Annotated in this window: 24 protein-coding genes; 3 read left to right on the top strand and 21 right to left on the bottom strand. The window is 28.7% G+C overall.

Annotated elements, in window-relative coordinates; all coding sequences use genetic code 11:
• Positions 1–151 precede the first annotated feature (151 nt).
• From KGF42_RS15980 to KGF42_RS15965, 4 genes are all read right to left on the bottom strand, one after another.
• Positions 152–352, bottom strand: a complete 201-nt coding sequence (locus KGF42_RS15980) for a hypothetical protein (RefSeq protein WP_054273107.1) — start codon at positions 350–352, stop codon at positions 152–154.
• A 33-nt stretch (positions 353–385) separates the two neighbouring features.
• Positions 386–565, bottom strand: a complete 180-nt coding sequence (locus KGF42_RS15975; protein ID WP_003418911.1) for a hypothetical protein — start codon at positions 563–565, stop codon at positions 386–388.
• A gap of 180 nt (positions 566–745) precedes the next feature.
• Positions 746–952 carry a hypothetical protein gene (locus tag KGF42_RS15970; RefSeq protein WP_009888870.1) on the bottom strand — a complete coding sequence of 69 codons (207 nt, stop codon included), beginning with the start codon at positions 950–952 and terminating at the stop codon, positions 746–748.
• A 47-nt stretch (positions 953–999) separates the two neighbouring features.
• Positions 1,000–1,425 carry a hypothetical protein gene (locus tag KGF42_RS15965; protein ID WP_054273106.1) on the bottom strand — a complete coding sequence of 142 codons (426 nt, stop codon included), beginning with the start codon at positions 1,423–1,425 and terminating at the stop codon, positions 1,000–1,002.
• A gap of 171 nt (positions 1,426–1,596) precedes the next feature.
• Between KGF42_RS15965 and acpP the strand changes: the two genes are divergently transcribed.
• A complete protein-coding gene (acpP, locus tag KGF42_RS15960) occupies positions 1,597–1,824 on the top strand; it encodes an acyl carrier protein (RefSeq protein ID WP_003418905.1) in 228 nt (75 codons plus the stop codon).
• 157 nt (positions 1,825–1,981) lie between these two features.
• Here the strand turns inward: acpP and KGF42_RS15955 are convergent, their stop codons facing one another.
• The 12 genes from KGF42_RS15955 to KGF42_RS15900 all read right to left on the bottom strand — a co-directional run bounded on the left by KGF42_RS15955 (position 1,982) and on the right by KGF42_RS15900 (position 13,508).
• Complete coding sequence (locus tag KGF42_RS15955; RefSeq protein WP_054273105.1) at positions 1,982–2,986, bottom strand: nucleoid-associated protein; 1,005 nt, start codon at positions 2,984–2,986, stop codon at positions 1,982–1,984.
• A gap of 13 nt (positions 2,987–2,999) precedes the next feature.
• A complete protein-coding gene (locus tag KGF42_RS15950) occupies positions 3,000–3,902 on the bottom strand; it encodes an RluA family pseudouridine synthase (protein ID WP_107595312.1) in 903 nt (300 codons plus the stop codon).
• Positions 3,903–4,079: 177 nt separating this feature from the next.
• Positions 4,080–5,255 (bottom strand): acetyl-CoA C-acetyltransferase, encoded by a 1,176-nt coding sequence (locus KGF42_RS15945; RefSeq protein ID WP_227826674.1) that lies wholly within the window; start codon positions 5,253–5,255, stop codon positions 4,080–4,082.
• An 86-nt stretch (positions 5,256–5,341) separates the two neighbouring features.
• Positions 5,342–6,187, bottom strand: coding sequence for a 3-hydroxybutyryl-CoA dehydrogenase (locus tag KGF42_RS15940; protein WP_227826673.1), 846 nt, complete (start codon positions 6,185–6,187; stop codon positions 5,342–5,344).
• Between the two features lie 97 nt (positions 6,188–6,284).
• Entirely contained in the window at positions 6,285–7,082 is a 798-nt protein-coding gene (locus tag KGF42_RS15935; protein WP_227822469.1) for an enoyl-CoA hydratase-related protein, read from the bottom strand.
• Between the two features lie 18 nt (positions 7,083–7,100).
• Positions 7,101–8,111 (bottom strand): electron transfer flavoprotein subunit alpha/FixB family protein, encoded by a 1,011-nt coding sequence (locus KGF42_RS15930; RefSeq protein ID WP_227822470.1) that lies wholly within the window; start codon positions 8,109–8,111, stop codon positions 7,101–7,103.
• A gap of 17 nt (positions 8,112–8,128) precedes the next feature.
• A complete protein-coding gene (locus KGF42_RS15925) occupies positions 8,129–8,911 on the bottom strand; it encodes an electron transfer flavoprotein subunit beta/FixA family protein (protein WP_227826672.1) in 783 nt (260 codons plus the stop codon).
• Positions 8,912–8,969: 58 nt separating this feature from the next.
• Complete coding sequence (locus KGF42_RS15920; protein WP_227826671.1) at positions 8,970–10,106, bottom strand: acyl-CoA dehydrogenase; 1,137 nt, start codon at positions 10,104–10,106, stop codon at positions 8,970–8,972.
• Between the two features lie 706 nt (positions 10,107–10,812).
• Positions 10,813–11,280 carry a YbaK/EbsC family protein gene (locus KGF42_RS15915; protein ID WP_227822472.1) on the bottom strand — a complete coding sequence of 156 codons (468 nt, stop codon included), beginning with the start codon at positions 11,278–11,280 and terminating at the stop codon, positions 10,813–10,815.
• Positions 11,281–11,367: 87 nt separating this feature from the next.
• Complete coding sequence (locus tag KGF42_RS15910) at positions 11,368–11,910, bottom strand: hypothetical protein (RefSeq protein ID WP_227822473.1); 543 nt, start codon at positions 11,908–11,910, stop codon at positions 11,368–11,370.
• 51 nt (positions 11,911–11,961) lie between these two features.
• Positions 11,962–12,648 (bottom strand): ABC-2 transporter permease, encoded by a 687-nt coding sequence (locus KGF42_RS15905; RefSeq protein ID WP_227826670.1) that lies wholly within the window; start codon positions 12,646–12,648, stop codon positions 11,962–11,964.
• Entirely contained in the window at positions 12,648–13,508 is an 861-nt protein-coding gene (locus tag KGF42_RS15900) for an ABC transporter ATP-binding protein (RefSeq protein WP_079739969.1), read from the bottom strand. The genes KGF42_RS15905 and KGF42_RS15900 overlap by 1 nt, the downstream gene beginning before the upstream one ends.
• A gap of 134 nt (positions 13,509–13,642) precedes the next feature.
• Between KGF42_RS15900 and KGF42_RS15895 the strand changes: the two genes are divergently transcribed.
• Positions 13,643–14,443 (top strand): NAD(+)/NADH kinase, encoded by an 801-nt coding sequence (locus KGF42_RS15895; RefSeq protein ID WP_054273095.1) that lies wholly within the window; start codon positions 13,643–13,645, stop codon positions 14,441–14,443.
• 24 nt (positions 14,444–14,467) lie between these two features.
• A complete protein-coding gene (gene yfcE, locus KGF42_RS15890; protein ID WP_227822475.1) occupies positions 14,468–15,037 on the top strand; it encodes a phosphodiesterase in 570 nt (189 codons plus the stop codon).
• 256 nt (positions 15,038–15,293) lie between these two features.
• On the opposite strand, the gene KGF42_RS15885 is transcribed toward yfcE, so the two are convergent.
• The 5 genes from KGF42_RS15885 to KGF42_RS15865 form a co-directional block, all read right to left on the bottom strand.
• Entirely contained in the window at positions 15,294–16,346 is a 1,053-nt protein-coding gene (locus KGF42_RS15885; protein WP_227822476.1) for a cell wall-binding protein Cwp18, read from the bottom strand.
• Positions 16,347–16,552: 206 nt separating this feature from the next.
• Complete coding sequence (gene pepT, locus KGF42_RS15880) at positions 16,553–17,779, bottom strand: peptidase T (RefSeq protein ID WP_227822477.1); 1,227 nt, start codon at positions 17,777–17,779, stop codon at positions 16,553–16,555.
• Between the two features lie 88 nt (positions 17,780–17,867).
• Positions 17,868–18,920: a sporulation integral membrane protein YtvI gene (gene ytvI, locus KGF42_RS15875; RefSeq protein WP_227826668.1), complete on the bottom strand. Its 1,053-nt coding sequence runs from the start codon at positions 18,918–18,920 to the stop codon at positions 17,868–17,870.
• A 147-nt stretch (positions 18,921–19,067) separates the two neighbouring features.
• Entirely contained in the window at positions 19,068–20,321 is a 1,254-nt protein-coding gene (locus KGF42_RS15870; RefSeq protein ID WP_054273090.1) for an HlyC/CorC family transporter, read from the bottom strand.
• 130 nt (positions 20,322–20,451) lie between these two features.
• Positions 20,452–22,674, bottom strand: a complete 2,223-nt coding sequence (locus KGF42_RS15865) for an SbcC/MukB-like Walker B domain-containing protein (RefSeq protein ID WP_227826667.1) — start codon at positions 22,672–22,674, stop codon at positions 20,452–20,454.
• Between the last annotated feature and the right edge of the window lie 199 nt (positions 22,675–22,873).

Below are 22,873 nucleotides of genomic sequence, written 5' to 3'. Positions count from 1 at the left end.
ATCAATTTGTATAGTATTTTGTTTTTGCATACAATTATTATACAAGAATCCCAGGCTCTTTTGAACTTGGGATTTATTTTTTTTATACAAAAAAGGGCGTAGCACTATTTTTTAGTGCGACAGCCCCTTTTCCATTTTAATGATTTCAGTATTAGCAGCCGCAGCCTCCGTCACCATCAAAGAATCCACCACATGAACAAGTTATTAATAATAGTATTAAGAAAGGTATCCATGACATTATATCAATATCTCTCCAACAATCTTCAAAAGCTAAGAATAGGAAGAATAGTACTATTATCCACCATCCTCCTCCACCAAAACATCCTTCTTCTCCAAAGAATCTATCTAACATAACAAAGCCCTCCTTTTTTTAATAACTACACTCTTATTCTAAACATCCACCACAGCAACAAAGTATTAATAAAACTATTAGGAATGGTATCCATGCCATTATGTCAAATTCTGCCCAGCTATCTCCAAAAGCTAAGAATAGGAAGAATAGTACTATTATCCACCATCCTCCTCCACCAAAACATCCTTCTTCTCCAAAGAATCTATCTAACATTCCACGTTACCTCCTGTTGATATTTTATTGAGCTTTTCGCTCCTAACATATACTATGCATTTGGTTTCCATTTTGCTAATGTATTTTTATTATTTTTTTAATTTTTTAATCTAAACTAAAAAAGGCAAAACCACAACTTGTATAAGTTACTGGCTTTGCCTATTTAATAATCAATATTTTTTAGCAACAACAACCATCATCGAAGTTAAATAATAACAATACTATTAATATAACCCATATCCATATATTGTCATCGCATAATAAGTCTTCTAAAATATCTGTACATAATAATAAGAATACTATAACTATTATTATCAGCATTTTATTACCAAAAAATCCTTCGCATCCTCCAAAGAAACGTTCCATATTGTCTTCTAATTTTGTCATAACTAATCCTCCTTGAATCATTAAGAGACTAAGTTTTGTCTCTTTAATTAAATATATGTAGTAATAGACAGATAAGTTACTTCTAAAAAATTTTTATTTATTAGTTTATTTATTTCTTTTTCTCCAAGTTTATTGTATCTATCAACTTCATCTAGATAATCTTTTTTCTCTTCTGATATAGTATAAATTAAACTTTCAATTGATTTTATTTTGTATGCTTTATATCTTTCTATCAAGAATGATGTTTTTGAATTTTCTATTCCTTTCTTTACATTCATTAATCTTGATATGTAATCTTCTTTTTCATTAGATACATAACTCTCTTTTTCAGCTACATCTTCAAGGATTAAATTAGTCTCCATTACGTAGTCCTCTATACGTTGCATATCTAAAGTTATTGAATTATAATAAAAATTTACTGCTATAAGTAAAAACATTCCTACTGATGTTAGTAATAGTCCTACATATTTCATAGCATTTCCTCCTAAGTTATATTTGTTATCAATAAAGTTTATTCAGCAAATAAGACTTTATTACTACCTTTATAAAATTTTATTATTTTTTATAGATTCCATATTGAAAAATTCTTGATATTATATTAAACTAACATTAAAATTAATTAAAACTGCTTTAGGAGGCTTAAAATGTTTGAAAAAATAAAAGAAATAATAGCAGAACAATTAGGGGTAGACAATTTAGATGAGATAACTATGGAAGCATCTTTAATGGATGACTTAGAAGCTGATTCATTAGATGCTGTTGAAATTATAATGGCTCTTGAAGACGAGTTTGGAATAGAAATACCAGACGAGGAAGCTGAAAATTTTAAATGTATTGGTGATATATGTAAATATATTGAAGAAAACAAATAATATCGTTTTGTCTACAAATATAAATAGTCTGTGTAAACTTTTACATGATAAATTATATCAAAGTTCACACAGACTACATTACGTTTATTTACAATATATAGAAAATATACACTATTGTATTTAATTTATATAAGTATATAAATTACTTAAATCAAAATTACTTTTCTTCATAAAACGTTACATTCTTTATTATTATATCTATAGTCCCATCTTGATTTTGTTTTACAGTGTACTTCATTGGGTCTTCAAAATCGGTTAGGTTTCCTTTTATATCAAAACCATTATCTGTTTTTATACTTCTTTTTTTAAGTTTTTTCTCAACCCATTTTTTATCTATACTAAAACTTTCATCGAGACCTTTCTCTTCCATATGCTCTTTAAAGCTATCTTTTAACTCATCATCTTTAATTGAATTATCAACAAAATCATTTATATCAACTTCATGTTTTTCCTTTAGTGTATAATTTAATATACTTCTTACATCTTCAGCTTGCTTTATATCATTGCTAAGAGCATTGGTTATCCAATTTTCAGCTGTATTTTTAAATACTTTTGTCTTATACTTATCATCATCTATTTTTTTAGCATTTAAAAATTCTGTCACAAACTTTGATTCTGACCCTTCTTTTTCCGCATCCTTATCTAAAAGTCTTAAATGAAACTCATCATTTATACCACTTAAACTAATCAACGCTCCTTGCTTTTGTCTTAGAGTCTCTGGAATACCAATCTCATTTGAAACCATTTGAATATTGAATTTATCATCTATAAATTCAATTGAATGAGTGTACAACTTTTTATAATCTAATTTCAATATAGCTACACTCTTTTCATCTTTAATAGTATATAAACAAATTGCCAAATCACAAGATTCTAGTGCCGCATTGATTTTCATAACATCAAACAAGTAAGATGCAATTTCCTTAGAATTTTTTAAAAAAGTACTTTCATCATATATTATTTGTTCACAACAGTTTTTAATTAGATTATCATTATAATCTTTAAAAACACCTTTTCTTAAATCCTCATCCTTTGCAATTCTTTTTATAGACTTCTGGAAAAAACCATCTACTTCTTGATTAACTTTACCTTCAAAGTCGTTTAATATTGGAACATCACTATTTTTATCCAAAACATGTATTATAAACTTATGTATTATCATATATATCACCCCATTATCTTAATTTCGATATTAGCTCTTTCATATCCTCTGGTATATCTGCTTTAAATTTTAATTTTTCTTTTGTCCTTGGTTGTTTAAACTCCAGCTTGTATGCATGGAGTGCTTGCCTATTTATAAGCTCTTCATCTATGCACCCATATAACTCATCACCTATTATTCCATGACCTATATGAGCCATATGAACTCTTATTTGATGTGTTCTACCAGTTTCTAATCTTACTTCTAGTACAGTTGCATTTTTTAGTCTTTCTACTACTTTATAATGAGTAATAGACGCTTGTCCTCTTTCATCTATTATCCTTTTTATTGAATCCTCTGTAGGTCTATAAATCGGCTCATTTATAGTTCCCTCATCTTCTTCTATAATCCCACTAACTACTGCTATATACGTTTTTTCAACTTTATTTTCACTCATTGCTGTAGACATAGTATGATGCGCATAAGCATTTTTTGCTACTATAACTAGTCCTGAAGTATTCATATCTAACCTATTTACAAATCGTATTTTTACGTTTTCTTTTTGATTATCTATATAGTAACTAATACCATTTGCTATTGTTTTATCATAGTGACTTTTTGTTGGGTGAACTACCATAAATGGAGGTTTATTTACCATAATTATATCAAAATCATCATATATTATTTGTAAATTTAAATTTTGAGGTTCAAATTTTGCTTTTTCCTCTTCTATCTTTACTTCTATTAAATCACCATAATAGACTTTTAAACTCGGCTTTTTATACACCCCGTTTACTAAGACACTCTTTTCTCTCTTCATTTTTGATAATGACCTAACTGAAAAATTTAGTTTGTCCAATAAAACTTCTTTTAAAGTCATTTCTTCTTCATTTGTATACGATATGAGATTATATCTTTGATTTTCTTTTTTAAACAAACTTTTACCTACTTTCTTTTATTTCTTAAAAATCATGATATTATATATTTTACACTATTTTTGTTTAATAGATAATAATTATTTTTAACTATAAAAACCTGTAAGAATAACAAACAGTTATTCTTACAGGTTAAATTCATAGTTAAATATTTAACTTATAAAAATTATAATCTAAAACTATCTCTTAACTATTAGAGTAGTTCCCATTCCACCACCTATACAAAGTGTAGCAAGACCAGTTTTAGCATCTCTTCTCTTCATTTCATATAAAAGTGTAGTAAGTATTCTTGCTCCTGAGCATCCTATTGGATGTCCTATAGCTATTGCTCCACCATTAACATTAACTTTAGCCATATCTATATTTAAGTCTTTTACTACTGCTATAGATTGAGCAGCAAATGCCTCATTAGCTTCAACTAAATCTATATCTTCAATAGTCATATTAGCAGCTTCTAAAGCTTTCTTAGTTGCTGGAACTGGCCCATATCCCATTATTTTAGGGTCAACACCAGCTGTTCCATAAGAAACTATAGTTGCAAGAGGCTCTATTCCTAGTTCTTCAGCTTTTTCTTTAGCCATTACTACTAGCATAGCAGCACCATCATTGATTCCTGATGCATTACCAGCAGTAACTGTTCCATCTTTTTTAAATGCAGGTCTTAACTTAGCAAGTTTTTCCATTGTAGTACCAGATTTAATATATTCATCTTTATCTACTACAGTGTCACCTTTTCTTCCTTTTATAACAACAGGAACTATTTCTTCATCAAATTTTCCTTCAGCTTGAGCTTTTTCAGCTTTATTTTGACTTGCAAGAGCTAGTTCATCTTGTTCTTCTCTAGTTATATTCCATTGCTCAGCTATATTTTCAGCAGTAATACCCATGTGATAGTTATTGAATATATCTGATAATCCATCTTTTATCATTGAATCAACAAAAGCAGCATCACCCATTCTCGCACCATATCTAGCACTTGGTACTAAATAAGGAGACATACTCATATTTTCAGCTCCACCAACTAGCATTATATCAGCATCGCCTAATGCTATAAGTTGAGATGCCATTGAAACAGATCTTAATCCAGAACCACAAACTATATTTATAGTCATAGCTGGCTTTTCTACTGGTATTCCTGCTCCTAATGCTATTTGTCTTGCTATATTTTGTCCAAGACCTGCTGTAAGTACTCCACCTAAAAGAGATTCATCTATCATATCTGGAGTTATATTAGCTCTTTTTATAGCTTCTTTAGCTGCTGTTATACCTAACTCTACTGCTGAAACTGATTTAAATGCTCCTCCAAAACTTCCTACTGCTGTTCTAGCTGCACTGGCAATTACTACTTCTCTCATATTCATTACCCCCATTAAATTATATTTTTATCAGATGTCCGAAATTTTTTTAAACAGTATTATTTAAATTGTTAATTCCTAAATTCTTATTTATTGTAATCATAGAATCCTATCTTAGTTTTTCTTCCTAATTGATTAGCTCTAACCATTTTAGCTAAAAGTGGATGAGGTCTATATTTAGTATCTCCAAACTCAGTATATAAAACGTTCATTATAGCTAAAACAACGTCTAACCCTATTAAGTCACCTAATGCTAATGGTCCCATTGGATGGTTTGCTCCTAATTTCATAGCTTCATCTATTTCTTCTTTACTTGCAACACCATCTGCATATATACCAACAGCTTCATTTATCATAGGTATAAGTATTCTGTTTACTACAAATCCAGGAGATTCAGATACGTCTACTGGCATTTTATTGATACTCTTAGATAATTCAAATACTGTATCAAAAGTAACTTTTGATGTTAATTGACCACTTATAACTTCAACTAATTTCATCATAGGAACTGGATTGAAGAAATGCATTCCTATAACTTTATCTGGTCTATTAGTAGAAGAAGCTATTTCTGTTATAGATAATGATGAAGTATTTGTTGCTAGAATAGTATCTTCTTTGCATAATTCATCTAATAGTTTGAAAACATCTTTCTTTATGTTCATATCCTCTACAGATGCTTCTATTATTAAATCCATATCTTTTAAATCTTCATAGTTAGTAGTTGAGCTAACATGACTTAATATTTCTGCTTTTGTAGCTTCATCCATTTTTCCTTTAGTAACTAACTTAGTTAAATTTTTGTCTAATAAGCCTAAACATTTATCTATAGCACCTTGAGTTCTACTCTTTAAACATACATCATGACCACAACTTGCAAAAGTTTGTACAATACCGCTTCCCATAGTTCCACTACCTATTACAGCTAATTTCATAGTTATAACCTCCTGTTATTTTAGTATTTATATTCTGTTAACTAGATTAAAATACTATTCAATCTAGTTAACAGCAAATATATTTTTAATTAGATTTTTACCCTTTTATAAAGTTAGCTTCTCTTTTTTCAACAAAAGCTGACATTCCTTCTTTTTGGTCTTTAGTTGAAAAACAAAGACCGAATAAATTAGATTCTATATCTATTCCAGTATTTATATCAGTTTGAGCACCAAGTTGTATTGCTTCTTTAGAGTATCTAACTGCAAGTTGAGCATTTTTAGTTATTATCTTAGCTAGTTTCTCAACTTCTTCTATTAAAACGTCTGGCTCAACGACTCTATTTACTAACCCTATTTTTTCAGCTTCATCAGCTTTTATAACTTGACCTGTAAAGATTAATTCTTTTGCTTTTGCCATTCCAACCAATCTTGTAAGTCTTTGAGTTCCTCCATACCCTGGAGTTATTCCAAGAGTTACTTCTGGTTGACCAAATTTAGCTTTAGTAGATGCAATTCTTATGTCACACGCCATTGCAAGTTCGCATCCTCCACCTAAAGCAAATCCATTTACAGCAGCAATCACTACTTTTTTACTACTCTCTATTTCTCCAAAAGCTTTAGCTCCTAAGCTACTAAAATCTTTAGCAGCTACAGCATCTAAATCCTTCATGTATGCAATATCTGCTCCAGCTACAAATGCCTTTCCTTCCCCTGTCAATATTACAACATCAATAGTTTCATCATTATTAATATCTACAAATACTTCATAAAGTTCTTCTAAAGTTTTTGAATTTATTGCATTAAGGGCTTTAGGTCTATTCATTTTCACTGTACATATATTTCCATCTACTTCAACAGCTACATTCTCATAAACTTTAACATCACTTGTACTCATAATACCCTCCCCAAGAAATTAGTTAGCTAAAACTTCACCTTTTTCTTTTGCAACACTTAACTGACTGATAAGTTCTGGAAGTACTTTATGAACATCTCCAACTATACCAACATCAGCATACTTAAATATTGGAGCCTCTGGATTTTTATTTATAGCAACTATAAACTCAGCATCTTCCATCCCAGCTATATGTTGTATTGCTCCAGATATACCACATGCTATATAAAGGTCTGGTCTTACAGTTTTACCAGTTTGACCAACTTGTCTTGCTTTATCTAACCATCCTGCATCTATAGTGGCACGAGAGCCAGAAACTTCTCCGCCCATGATTTCAGCTAATTCATAAAGTATGTCTAAGTTTTCTTTTCCACCCATTCCACGTCCAGCAGAAACTAATATCTTAGCATCTTCTATTTTAACTTGCTTTTTAGCTTCTTTTATTACTTCTACAACTTGAACTAATTTATCAGCATCATTAAATTCTACCTTGAAACGATTGATTACAGCTTCTTTAGTTTCATCAGGCTCATTCTTCTTCATAACTCCTGGTCTAACTGTAGACATTTGAGGTCTGAAGTCTTTACAAACTATTGTTGCCATTATGTTTCCACCAAAGGCAGGTCTTGTCATTAATAATAATTTTGTATCTTCAGCTACTGCAAGACCTGTACAGTCAGCAGTAAGACCTGTATGTATTCTAGCAGAAACTCTAGGTGCTAAATCTCTACCTATTGAAGTTGCACCAAATAATACAACTATTGGGTCAGCTGCTTTTATTGCTTCATAAGCTGCTTTTGTATATGGTTCAGTTGTATACACTGCTAAAGCTTCATCATCTACTACTATTACTTCGTCTGCACCATAATGTGCTAATGTATCTATTAAACCTTCTACCTTACTTCCTAAAAGTAATGCAGAAACTTTTGTATCATAATCTTTTGCTATTTCTGTAGCCTTTCCTAGTAATTCTAAAGAAACAGATTGAATTACATTTTCTCTTTGTTCTATTACTACTAAAACGTTACCCATTCTTTATCCCCCCTTAATTATATGATATACTTCTCTTTTAATTTATCTATGATAATTCCAGCTGATGTTTTCGCATCTTCATTGTATATTGTACCAGCTGGTTTAACTGATTTTGTAAATGATTTAAATACACTAGTTGGAGAACCTTTAAGACCTAAATTAGAAGGGTCAACTTCTATGTCTTTTACAGTCCATGTTTCTACTACATCATTTTCTAAAGCATCATATATTCTTCCAACTTTCATGTATCTTGGTGTGTTCATATCTTTAAGAGTTGTTATAAGGCATGGCATTTTAACTTTTAAGTCATGGCAACAATCTTCAAATTGTCTTTTTACTAATACATATTCTCCTTCAGTTTTTATTTCTTCAGCATATGTTATTGATGGAAGATTTAAATGTTCAGCTATTTGAGGTCCAACTTGCGCAGTATCTCCATCTATCGCCTGTCTTCCAGCTATTATAATATCAAAATCTATATTTTTTAATGCCCCTGCTAATGCTGATGAAGTTGCCCAAGTATCAGCACCTGCAAATGCTCTATCTGTTAATAATATTCCTCTATCTGCACCCATTGCTAAAGCTTCTTTTAAAGCCATATCTGCTTGAAGAGGTCCCATTGTTATAACTGTTACATGAGCACCCATTTCTTCTTTTAATTTTATAGCTTCTTCTAGACCTGCTTTATCATCAGGGTTTATTATACTTGGTACTCCATCTCTAATTAAAGTACCTGTATTAGGATCTAGTTTAACTTCTGTTGTATCTGGAACTTGTTTTATACAAACGACTATATTCATAAATCCTTCCTCCATATCTCTTTTAATATCGACCTATTGTGTATATTTTAATATTTATCTATTTTAATAATTTTCCTGAAATAACCATTCTTTGAACTTCACTAGTTCCTTCATATATTTCAGTTATCTTAGCATCTCTCATCATTCTTTCCACTGGATAGTCACGAGTGTATCCATATCCACCATGAAGTTGTACAGCTTTTGTAGTAACTTCCATAGCTGTCTCAGCTGCAAATAATTTTGCCATTGCTGCTTCTACTCCATAAGGTTTTCCTAAGTCTTTATTTATAGCTGCTTGATATACAAGATGTCTAGCCGCTTGTACTTTAACTTCCATATCAGCTAATTGGAATTGTGTATTTTGGAATTTTGATAATGGTCTACCGAACTGTACTCTTTCTTTTACATATTTAACTGTTTCATCAATAGCTCCTTGTGCTAAACCTAAAGCTTGTGCAGCTATACCAATTCTACCACCATCAAGAGTAGACATAGCTATTTTAAATCCTTGACCTTCTTTTCCAAGTAAATTTTCTTTAGGTATTCTACAATCTTCAAATATTAATTCACTAGTAGCTGAACCTCTTATACCCATTTTCTTTTCTTTAACTCCAAAGCTAAATCCAGGAGTTCCTTTTTCAACTATAAATGCTGATATTCCTTTATTACCCTTAGATTTATCAGTCATTGCCATTACTACATATATATCACCAGCTATTGCATTTGTTATAAATATTTTTGAGCCATTAAGTATGTATTCATCTCCATCTAAGACAGCAGTTGTTTGTTGTCCAGACGCATCTGTCCCAGCATTAGGCTCAGTAAGACCAAATGCGCCTAATTTTTCTCCACTTGCTAATAGTCTTAAGAATTTTTGTTTTTGTTCTTCATTTCCATATTGATATATAGGCCATGAACCAAGAGATGTATGAGCTGATAATATAACTCCTGTAGTACCACAAACTCTAGACAATTCTTCAACTGCCATTATATATCCTACAGTGTCTCCACCTTCTCCACCATATTCTTTTGGATATGGTATACCCATCATTCCTGCTTTTGCCATCTTTTCCACTGTTTCATAAGGAAATCTTTCTTCTTCATCAAGTTCTGTTGCTAAAGGTTTAACTTCATTTTCAGCGAAGCTTACATATAGCTCTTTAAGCATCTCATATTTTTTAGAATTTAAATCCATAATAGCCTCCTCAGTATTTTATAAATATTTTATTTTCATTTATTAATTAAAATCTCGGCAGCATCTATAATAAAGTATTTGAATATACGTCGAGAAATTTATTACCTTAATTAAAGTCCGCCCTATATTTATACGTGATTATACTAACCAATTATGACATTAATTTAATTATAAATTGTTAATTTAAAATCAACTACACTTAAAAAAAATCTCGATTTTTGGAATTTTATGAAATTTCAAACTATAATAAGATTTATTTTGCAATGCTTATAGATAAAATAATTTGTTTACGATATTTATATCAGAGTATGTTAGATAGTAAACATTGTCTATATAACTGTTTTTTAGCCATATACAGAAATTTTTTATCGTATAAAAATTATTTTAATAGAGCTAAATAATCACAATTTTATCTGATTATTTTTTATTTTTAAATATCTTACATCTATAATAGTATCACTCAAAGGATAATTTTTCAATAATTTCTAATTATTTTTTTAACAATATTTATTACATTTTTTCCACTTTTTTGTCATTTTTTTATTGTTTTGAAGAAAAATCAGAATTTTTTAACTTCATTTTGGATTATTAGTTTAAATTAGATTATTCTCTTAGATTTATAAATATTTGCTCAAAAAAACTATCTCTGTATACATCGTATACAGAGATAGTTTTTTACCAATTTCCATTAAGTTAACTATATTTTTTACCAATTTTTACAAACATCTACCCATTTTTCACACTTAGAAAACTTTTCCATTTCTTCGCATGTAAGTTCTATTGCGGAATTACTACTTCCACATGCAGGAAATACTGTATCAAATCTTTTCATTGAATCATCTAAATACACTTTTAGAGAATTCTTTAGGCCAAATGGACAAACACCACCAATAGCATGTCCAGTAAAATCCAAAACTTCTTTTGGTGTCAGCATTTTAGCCTTACAACTAAATTCAGCCTTATACTTCTTATTATCAATCTTAGCATCACCAGCTGTTACAACTAAAATTGCATCATCACCTATTTTAAATGAAAGTGTCTTAGCTATTCTTGCTGGAATAACTCCTGCCGCTTCAGCTGCAAGTTCCACAGTAGCACTAGATTGCTCAAATTCTAATATACTATCTTCTCTTCCAAACTGTTTAAAATACTCTCTTACATTACTTATTGACATCAAATCTGCCTCCTAATCTGAATGTTTATAAATTTAATATTATTCTTAATTATATCTATGATTGATTCATTTTTCAATTTTTTAAAATCATTCCATAATATTAGCATTCCATACATCATTATTTTTTCCAACTACTAAATACAATCCTTTCGCCATTGGAATATCGACAATATATTCTCCCTTATATTCGACACTCATACCAGACTCATTAAAGTACCTATAATCAAAATTTAATCCTCTTGGAATTACAAAATCAACATAACCTTGATCATTTGGTTTTATTCCATATTCTAGAGTTTTTGCAGTTATAGAATTCTTTTCATTAAATAAATCTACATTTACATAGGAAGAACATTTATTTATTCCTTTTTTATTTTCTACACAATTTTCAAACTTCATTTTAGCACTGTTTAACTTATAACTATATTTACTATTATTGCTTATTTTAAACCTTACAATAGTACCAATATCCCTACTTCTTCTGCTATCAAAATCAAAAACAATCTCCTCTAAATGATTTATTTCATAATCTTTGACACTTACCATATCTCTATATACTAATTTATTTATAGCTATGAATAGTGTAAAAATCCCCAAAATAAAAAATGAAACTTTTATAAACTTATTCATTTCTATTCTCCTTATATTTTGTGCTATTGTGCTATAATATTAATTAAAATTTTAATAATTAAACTTATTCTTTTTTGAAATCTTAATAGAAAAATACATCGATATTATAAAAATTATTATTGTTAAAAATGTTATGCTATATAAATTTATATATTTAGTATTAGTCACATCAGTTACATAATTTGAAAGATACACTCCTCCAACTTTACTATAATTAAAATGCTTTACTTGATATACAATCATACTAATCGTCCTCAAAAGACTTCCATATACAAAGTAAATTAAAATACTTACTATAAGACCACAAACTTTCATTTTTCCATATCCAAACTTAAAAATTAAAGGAAGTAAAACTGCCAAAATTGCTAAAAATACATTTACAGAAAAAAATACATCATTTAAAACCATATTTCTAAAGAATACTAGTGATGTCAATTTACTTATTAAGGACACAATTGCTGTTACAGAAATTATCAGCCCTACACCCAATAAATATTTTGAGTAAACTATGTCTTCTATACTGACTGGCATACTCCTTATAAAAATCCTTGAATCATTCTCATAATCACATTCAAACGTATTTATAAATATTAAATAACTCACAGCAATACTTACTGTATAATATGAAATTGAATTAAGGAAAAAATAAAACACAAAAAATAGCAATATGTACTTTAAATTACGGATACCATCTGAACTAATCCCTATTATTAAATCTTTCCTTATTAAATTGAACATTATTTCACCTCATTTACATAATAATACATTAGTTCTTCTATAGTAGGATTTTTGACCTTATGCTTATCAATTTCTATCAATAGGCTTTTTACTTTCAAGCTATCTCCAACTTTAACAAGTGCCTCATTATAATATTTATACTCTTTCACACCAACTATATTTTCTTTGATTGATTCTAATTCTGCTTTATTTGCCCTAATTATTTTATATTCCTGTTCTATCAATTCTTTCTTAACTGTAAAAATCTGATTTCCTTTATTTATAAAAACAAGATAATCAGCAACTTTAATTAGATTGTCGGTGTTATGAGTAGAGACTATCACACTGCTGTTTCCATTTTTCACAAAATCTTTTAAATACTGCATTATTTCAGTTCTCACAATTGGGTCTATCCCAGCAGTTGGTTCATCCAAAATCAATAATTTAGCATCATGACTAAGTGCACTTGACAACATAAGTTTTTCAGATTGACCTTTAGACAAATTTTTAATATGTATATTTTCTTCTATCTCAAACTTATTAAGGTATTCATCAAATCTTTCTCTATCAAAATTCTTATAAAATAAAGAAACTATTCTTCTAAATTCCTTAACCTTTAAATGTGGATAAAATTGTAAAGAATCATATACAAAACCAATATTGTTTTTAAAGCTTATTGGAGAATTTTCAATAGTTTCATTACAAAGCTCAATTTCGCCTTCATCTGCATCAATAATCCCCATTATAAGTTTTATTAAAGTCGTTTTTCCAGAACCATTTGGTCCTATAATCCCAACAATGTCTCCTTCCTTTAACTCTAAGTTTATATTATTTAACTTGAATTTTCCTAATTTTTTTGTGATATTCCTTATGCTAAACACATCTTCACCTCTTATGCATTTTTTTATACCCACCTATACATATTTTAACACATTCACTACAAAGGTCATTTATAAATTTATAAATTAAGAATTATAAAACTATGTTATAATACAAAGTATGAAGAGGTGAATATATGAAAAGAATTATAACTATAAATACAAACCAATTAAATAAGTCTCTTGAGACTAAAGAACTCTTAACTAGAAAACTTATCAAAGCTGGCTTTGAAGTGTATTCAGATATTTATCCAGATACAGAGCTCATTATATCAATTGGTGGTGATGGCTCTTTTTTAAGAACAGTTAGAGATTTCGATTTTCCTGAGATTCCTATAATGGGAATAAATACAGGGCATCTGGGGTTTTTTCCTGATATTTTACCAGATAAGATTGATAGCTTTATTGAAGCTTATACAAAAAAAGATTATATTATTCAAGAAATGTCACTTCTTAATGCAGAAGTATATACAACTACTAGTGGTTCTAATATGCTTGCTGTAAATGAGGTTGTTATAAGAGGAGACAAGTCTAGGACTATACACCTAAATTTAAGCCTTGATGATAAACATATACAAAATTTTAGTGGAGATGGTATGATTATTTCTACTTCCACTGGTTCGACAGCCTATAACTATTCTGCTGGAGGTAGTATTGTTGATATAAATCTTGAACTTATGCAGATTACACCTTTACATCCGATAAATACTAATGCATATAGGTGCTTTACATCAAGTATAATATGTTCAAATGAATCTGTTATAAAAATTGCACCCGAATATAGATTTGAAGATTCTGTATTGATTGTCGTTGATGGAGTTGAACACAGATTTAGACAAATCGAAAACATAAAAGTTAGTATATCTGATGCAAAAATAAAATTACTTAGGATGTCAAACTACGAGTTTTGGCATAGAGTATCTGAAAAATTTTTATAGACTGAACTTAGGAGGATTTTAAATATGAAAATAGGAATAATGAGTGATACTCATGGTAGTTTACTTTACTTTGAAAAAGCGTTAAATGTATTGTCTGATTGTGACGTTCTATTACATGGTGGAGACGTCTTATATCATGGTCCTAGAAATGAAATTCCAGAAGGATATAATCCTAAAAAATTCATTGAGGTATTAAATAAATTAGAAAATATTATGATTGTAAAAGGAAACTGTGATGCAGATGTTGACCAAATGGTAATACAACATCCTATTCAGAGTCCCTATGTCATGAGCCAGTTTGGTGAAATTAGAATTATATTGAACCATGGCTATACAGAATCAGAAGAAGAAATTATTGACAAAGCAAAGAAAATGGGTGCTGACATATTAGTTTTAGGACATACTCATGTAAAAAAGCTATACATGGATGATAATTTAATAGTAATAAATCCAGGAAGTACTTCTATCCCAAAAGATGGAAGCCATTCTGTTGCAATTATAGATATCATAAAAACTGATGATGAAGATGAGCTTGAACTTGATATCAACTTAATTGACATCAATACTGGGAATATAATAAATATTAATGATTAGTAAACTTTCAATAAAAATAAAGTAAACTTTAATTTGTTAAATTCATAATAAAAAACAAGTAAACCATTTTATTTCTTCTCAACTAGAAATTTAAGTACAATACCTTAAACTTCAAATTAAATAGAATCTGGTTTACTTGTTTTATTCTATACTATATTGAAATATAACTTAGTTTACTTGTTTTTATTATATATTATATTGAAGCATAACTTAGTTTCCCTTCTCTTATTATATATTAATTTTGATTTACACAATATTACTGTAATGCTAATGCTTCTGTATATGGCTTACTATTCTTACCTCCACCAACTTGTACAAATTTATCAGCCTTTACTTTTTTTATAAAACTTTTCTGTGCACTACTTAAACTTCCACTTGCAAGGATTACAGGTGACTTTGTTTTTGAAGCTAATACTCCAGCAGCAAGCCCATCAACTAAATCGGCTTCTCTACCACTTCCATCTTTTGCAAAATACATATTATTAACTTTACTTGACTTGCCATAAAATTTTTCTAAGACTTTAGCATTTGTATCTTTTCTATCTGTTCCTGCTAGTCTTTCTGAATTTATTAATTGTCCTTCAAGTTTTTTACTTATACTATACTCTCCACCTACTATGTATGTCTCAGTTGAGTTTTGTGTAATAAAGTTCTTCGCTTCACTTCTTATACTATCTTTACCTGTATATATTATAGCCATATTATCACTTGCTGCTGGACTTGATATTGAAGTTGCATCTGCTAGCCCATTATATCCATTAACCACTGCCACTTTTGAAACACCTAAATCACCAGTATCATCTAACTGCTTAGTAAGGAGTAAAGATGTCTCTTCTCTATCTGCTCCACCAATTCTACTAACTAACACTCCTATATCTTCAAGAGATTCTTTTACACTTGATGAAATAGCTCCTTCACTTCCAATTAAAATAACTTCTGCTGGATTAAGCCTCTTTATTTCATCTGTTACATTCTCTGGTATACTGTTTTTATTGGTAAGTAGTATTGGTGCATCCAACTTACTTGCCAAAGGAGTTGAAGCCAATGCATCTGGCAATGAATTTGAGTTGACTAGAAACACACTTTCTGAACCATTGTTCCATCCACTTTGAGATATTTTTATGGCTGTATCAAATCTATCTTCACCAATTAGCGTTTCCTCCTTTGGAGATTTTCTGTTTTGAAGATAATGACTCATATCTACCTGTTTATTTTGATTTTTACTAGTAGTGTCTGCATATACACAACTTGGCATCATAATCCCAAATGAAAGTGCAAATGCTATTATTTTTTTAGATTTAATTTTCAATACAATTCCCCCTTTTAAATGTCAATACCTATTGATATCCATATTTCTTATTGATACCCTAAACTAAAAATAATTATCTTTTATAAAAATAATCATAAAAATAGCTATACCATTTCAAATACAATACAAGCTTATAATCAGCCTGACTTATAAAGAGTGATATAGCTATTATAACTTTAAATACTTAATTTTTGAATACTTTTTAACTAAACTCTTTCAGCATATTTTTCAGCTATTCTTACAATTAATCTAGTAGCTTTCTCCATAGAACTAGCTGGTATACACTCATTTTTTCCATGGAAGTTTAATCCACCAGTAAAGATATTTGGACAAGGTAGCCCATTAAAAGATAACCTTGCTCCATCAGTACCTCCTCTTACAGGCACTAGACGTGGATTTATATCTAACTCCTCCATAGCTTCTTTAGCTATATCAACTATAAACATAACTGGCTCAATCTTTTCTTTCATATTATAATAAGAATCTTTTAAATCTAATTCTACTCTATTATCATATTTTTTATTTATTTTTTCTATATTTTCTATCATAATAGATTTTCTCTGTTCAAATTTTTCTTTGCAATGGTCTCTAATAATATAAGACATACTTACATTTTCAACATTTCCACCTATAGAATTTAAATGCCAAAATCCTTCATACCCTTCTGTTGTTTCTGGTCTTTCATTTGCTGGAAACATTTCTGATATTTCAGTAGCTATATGTATAGCATTTACCATTTTATTTTTAGCTGAACCTGGATGAACATTTCTACCATGTATAGTAATAGTTGCATTTGCTGCATTGAAGTTTTCACATTCAAGTTCTCCAACTATTCCTCCATCCAAAGTATATGCATATTTTGCTCCAAATTTTTCAACATCAAATAAATCAGCACCTCTACCAATTTCTTCATCTGGTGTAAATCCTATTTTTATATCTCCATGTTTAATTTCTGGATGATTTATTAGATATTCTATTGCAGTTACTATTTCAGCTATACCAGCTTTATCATCAGAACCAAGTAATGTTGTTCCATCAGTAACTATTAAGTCATCCCCTTTAAATTCTGCTAACTCTGGAGAATCCTTTACATATGTAACAACATTTAATTCTTCATTTAAAACTATGTCTTTTCCATCATAGTTTTCTATTATTCTTGGCTTAATATCTTTTCCACTAACATCTTCAATTGTATCTAAATGTGATATGAACCCTATAGTATCCACACCTTCAGTATTCCCTTTTAAAGTAGCCATTACATAACTATTTTCATCTAAACTCACATCATCAATCCCCATTGTCTTTAGCTCTTCAACTATATACTTAGCTAAAACTCTTTGACCTTCTGAAGATGGACAATCTTCACATTGAGAATTAGATGTTGTATCAAATGATACGTATTTTAAAAATCTTTCTACTACTTTTTGTTTCACATACATACCCTCTTTCTTATAATATTAATAAAAAATTTTATTTGTAAGTGAATAAAATTTTATTAAAAAAATCTCTAAATTATTATAATTAAAAAATATCCACCTTCTTAAGTATATCATGCATACATACCAAACCCAAACAAAAAATTACGCCAATTATTCCTTTTACTTGGATTCCAATAAAAATCGCAGCTAGCGTAGCTAATGGATTTAGTCCAACATTTACTGATACTAGTTTAGGTTCAAGTATTTCTCTAATTAAAGATAAGGTAAAAAATATTATAGTCATACTTATAGCTATAAAATAATTTTTTATAAGAAAATAGTAAACAATTATTGGAAGGTATATTGTTATTATCCCAAGAAATGGAATTAAATCCATTAAAGCTCCTACAAACCCTACTATTAGACCATATTTCAATCCAAATAAAACAAAACTTCCCCAGATTGCAAAAAATGTTATAGCCATTAGTATTGTATAGGCCCTTATATATCCAACAAGAGAAATACCTGCCTCTTTTTTTACATTTTTCACCTTATTTCTGACATCAACAGTAAACATATCATAAAAACCATTTTCAATCTTATCTAAGTCTTTTGCTATAAAATATGTAGCAATAAACAAAGTAATTATAAATATTATAATGTATGGAATAGAAGTAGCCAGTCCAAGTATACTAGTAAGAAGATTTTTTGTAATTTGCATTACTTCTCCACTGAATTTATTTACTAATTGTTCTACATCAAAGTTGGCTATTTCTTGAAACGATTTCATAAAGTCATTTATCTTATTTAAGAAATACATAATATTATTGCTTATATCCTCAGGGTTAGCAGATATATTATTTAAAAATCCCATTAATTCTTTTACTGAATTTATTACTATTATTGTAGTAACTGTACTAACTACAGCTACTGCAAGAAAACTTAAAACGAGTGTAGATATACCTTTGTTTATATGGAACTTGTTTTCTAATTTTTGCGATATAGGGTTAATCATAAGTGCTATTATACCACCTAAAAAAAATGGAGCTATGTATGGAAAAGCTTTGTAAATAAAAACGAATGACAATGTATATATACAAAAAAAGATAGTGTTATTTTTTAACTTATATAAAAAATTACTTTCTAATATGCTCATCTTAAAATCTCCTTTCTTCTAATTTATATTTTTATTTTGTCCATTTCATACTAGTTTTATTTGAATATAAAATAAAAATAAGTGCATGAATATAAAAGTTAGCTTCTATATTCATGCACTTATGATAAATTTAAGAACATTATTACATTATGTATATATTCTTATTTTTTTAATTCTATTTTTTTCGATACTTTCTATACAAAATCTTATATTATCGACTTCAATTACTTCATTCTCTTCTGGCAATCTGCTTAAGTGCCCAATTATAAATCCACCTATAGAATCAAACTCCTCAGATTCTAAATTTACACCAATAAGTTCATTGACATCACCAATTTTAGTACTTCCATCTACAATATACTCATCTTCTTTTATAACTTGTATTTCATCTTCTTCTTCATCATATTCATCCTCTATATCTCCAACAATTACTTCTACTAAATCTTCTATAGTTAAAAGTCCAGATGTTCCACCATACTCATCTACAACTATAGCCATCTGGCTTTTTTCAAGTTTCATCTCTTCAAGAAGTTGTGTTATTTTTTTGAACTCATATGTGAAAAAAGGCTCTCTCATATAATTTTTAATATCAAATGACTCTATTTCTTCATCAGATAAAAATATAATATCTTTTATATTAAGTATTCCTACAATATCATCTATAGTTTCTTCATACACAGGCATTCTACTTAGTTTTTCAGTCTTAAATACCTGTATTATCTCATCATAACTATCTTCCATATCTATAGCTACCATATCTATTCTTTGTATCATTGCATTTTTAGCTTGCATATCTCCAAATTCAAATACATTGTTTATGATTTCTCTTTCTTCCATTTCAAGGACGCCTTCTTCATGACTTACATTTACCATAGTCTTTAATTCTTCTTCAGTTATGAATGATTTAGCTCCTTTGTTTGTTATACCAAGTAATTTAAATATAACATTTGTGATTATGTTAAATATCCATACTATTGGTCTTAATACAAATATAATTGCTTTTATAGGTTTAGATACCAATAGAGAAACCTTTTCTGAATTACTTGCTGCTATTGTTTTTGGAGTAATCTCACCAAATATTAATACTAATACTGTCATAACAGCTGTAGCAAGTGCAACTCCTTTTTCTCCCATTAATCCTATAAACAAAGATGTTGATATGGATGTTGCTGCTATATTTACGACGTTATTTCCAACCAATATAGAACTTAAAAGTTTATTTGGATTTTCTATTAATGAACTTACTAACTTAGCTCCTTTAACTCCTTCATCTTGCATATATCTGATTCTAATTTTACTCAACGACATTAAAGCCGTTTCAGATGCTGAGAAAAATGCAGACCCCATAAGTAATACTATTAAAAATATAATCTGAATCAAATTATTGGGCGATTCCAACACTTACCACACTCCTACTTACATGTTTTTATATTAATATTAATTATAAATAACTTTAATATTAGTTTTAATTATATCACAATTATATATTTTTTGGAAATATTAGATAATATATTCAATTAACACATATTTTCTAACTATATTCAATTTTTACTTTTGAGCCTATTCCAGCCTCACTGGATGAAACTAATAGCTTAACAGGAACTCTATTTTTAAGTTCCTCGACATGACTTATTATACCCACACTTAGATTATTACTATGCAATCTTTCCAATGATTCTATAACAATTTCTAAAAGTTCACTATCTAATGAACCAAAACCTTCATCTAAAAAGAAGAATTCTAGTGGTGCACTTCCCTTTAATTGTATTTGAGATGAAAGAGCAAGTGCTAGTGATAGAGAAGTTAAGAATGTCTCTCCGCCAGATAGAGTATCAATGCTTCGTCTTTCTCCTCCATTAAAGTTATCTCTCATTACAAAATTTAGTGTAGAGTCAATTTCAAGTGCATATCTTCCTTTTGTTATTCCATCTAATCTTTTTGATGCTTCCAAAGCTATATATTTTAATTGGTTTGTAGAAACATATTCTACAAATTTATTTCCTTGTATACATTTATCTAGTTCTTCCAATAAGTCTACATTGTGTTCAACTACTTTAAGCTCTTTATTAAAATCATTTATCTTATCTAAAGAGTTTTTTAATGTTATTAATTTATTTTGATTAGCTCCAATATCTTTAGATATATTTCCTATTTCTACTTTCAGATTATAAATCTCATCTTTTAATTGTTCAAAGTACTCCTTCTTTATAGTTCTTCCATTTAACTTTTCTTTTGATGACTTTATTTTAAATGATAATAACTTTTGCTCTTCTTCATGCTCTAATATCTCTTCAATCAATTTTTTTGTTTCATCAGCATCTAATAAAGCTCTCTTTACTACATATATGCTTTCAAATTTATTTTCTTCTAATAGTTTATTTAGTATTGCTTTTTGTTCTTTATATTGTTCCTTAGCCGTTTTAAGCCTTCCATCTATATTGTGTTTTTCAGCAATATCCTTTTCATATTCTAATCTTTGCTCTTCCAATTTTTTCTTACTTGTTTCTTCTTGTTCTAATATCTTACATATATTTTCTTCAACATTATGTAAAAGATTTTTAGCTAAATCACCTTTCGTTATGTTAATAACGTCTTTATACTTATTATCTCTATGCAATTTTTTTTCTACATATAGTTCTCTAGCCTTTATTAGCTCTATCTCTATTTCATGTAGTTTACTTTCATTTTCTCTTATTTTAACGTCCAATAAGTCTCTATTTTTTAATAAATTTGAATACCCAGTGCTTAGTAATTCTAATTTTTTTTCATTCTCTCTTATTTCTTCTACTTTTGACAATAAATTAGAAACTTTGGTAATTGTCTTTAGTCCTATATACTCCTGTTTAAGTTTTTTACATTTATTTTCTAAACCTTCTATATCTGTATTTAAATCTCTTGTTAATTTCTTATAGTTATTCAAACTTTCTTTTACTTTTAATTCTTCTTTTTCAATTCTATTTTTTTCTTCTTTAGCTAATGTTACTTTATTTTCCGTATCCTCTTTCTCTTTCTCCCAATCTTGAATATTAGACTTTAACAAAGCAAGCTTTCTTTGCTCATCATCAAGTTTTTTTAATAATTGGCTAGATGGAATATCCCCTAGTTTACCCTTTACATCTTCAAGTTCTTTAGTCTTCATTTTTTCTATAGATAAATATCCACTTACTTTAGCATTTAATTCCTCTATATTGTTTCTTATACTTATTTTTTCTTTTTCTAATTTTTCAAGTTTTTCTTTAACAAAAGCTATATTCTCATCATATTTAGTTATATTATGATTTTCATGGTATTTTGACCCACAAACTGGGCAAGGCATATTTTCTTTTAATTCACGTCTAAGTTCAGAGGCTAAATTTAAATATTTTAGTTCTTCTAACTCTTTTTCTAGGTCTTCTCTATTCTTTCTATTATTTTCAAGTTTTTCATTTAGTAAATTTATTTCTCTTTCAGTATTAAACTTACTTTCAAGTACTATCTTCAATTCATCCTGTATACTATTTTTCTTAATTTCATTTTCTTTGGTATTATTTGCTTTATTTCTTAATTCAGTTACATATTCAGATTTTAAAAGTAAATCTGCGCTCTTACCAGGACATTTTTTAAGAAGAACATCTAAGTGAAGAGATAAATTTTCTAAATTGCATTTTATATCATTTTTATCTTTATCAATATATCTGACTTTTAAATTTATATCATCTGTCTCTTTGAGTACTTCTTCTAGTTTATTTATTTTTTGATTTTTCTCTTGTAACACTTTATTGTAATCTTTCTCATATTCATAGGCTAAAAATATTTTCTGCTTTAATTCTGCACTTATATTTACTTTCTGAACCTCCCATGACTAAAGTCACAGGGTTCCTGCTTCATAGAATTTTGCATACTAAAATATGTCTTATTAATTCTCCACAGGCCATCCCCGTAGTTCCTACGGTTCTTACATAAGTTATTTATTT

The sequence above is a fragment of the Clostridioides sp. ZZV15-6383 genome, from assembly GCF_020657735.1.
Lineage (GTDB): Bacteria > Bacillota > Clostridia > Peptostreptococcales > Peptostreptococcaceae > Clostridioides > Clostridioides difficile_D.
Note: the sequence above shows the minus strand (reverse complement) of the source record. Positions and strands in the feature narration are given on the sequence as shown.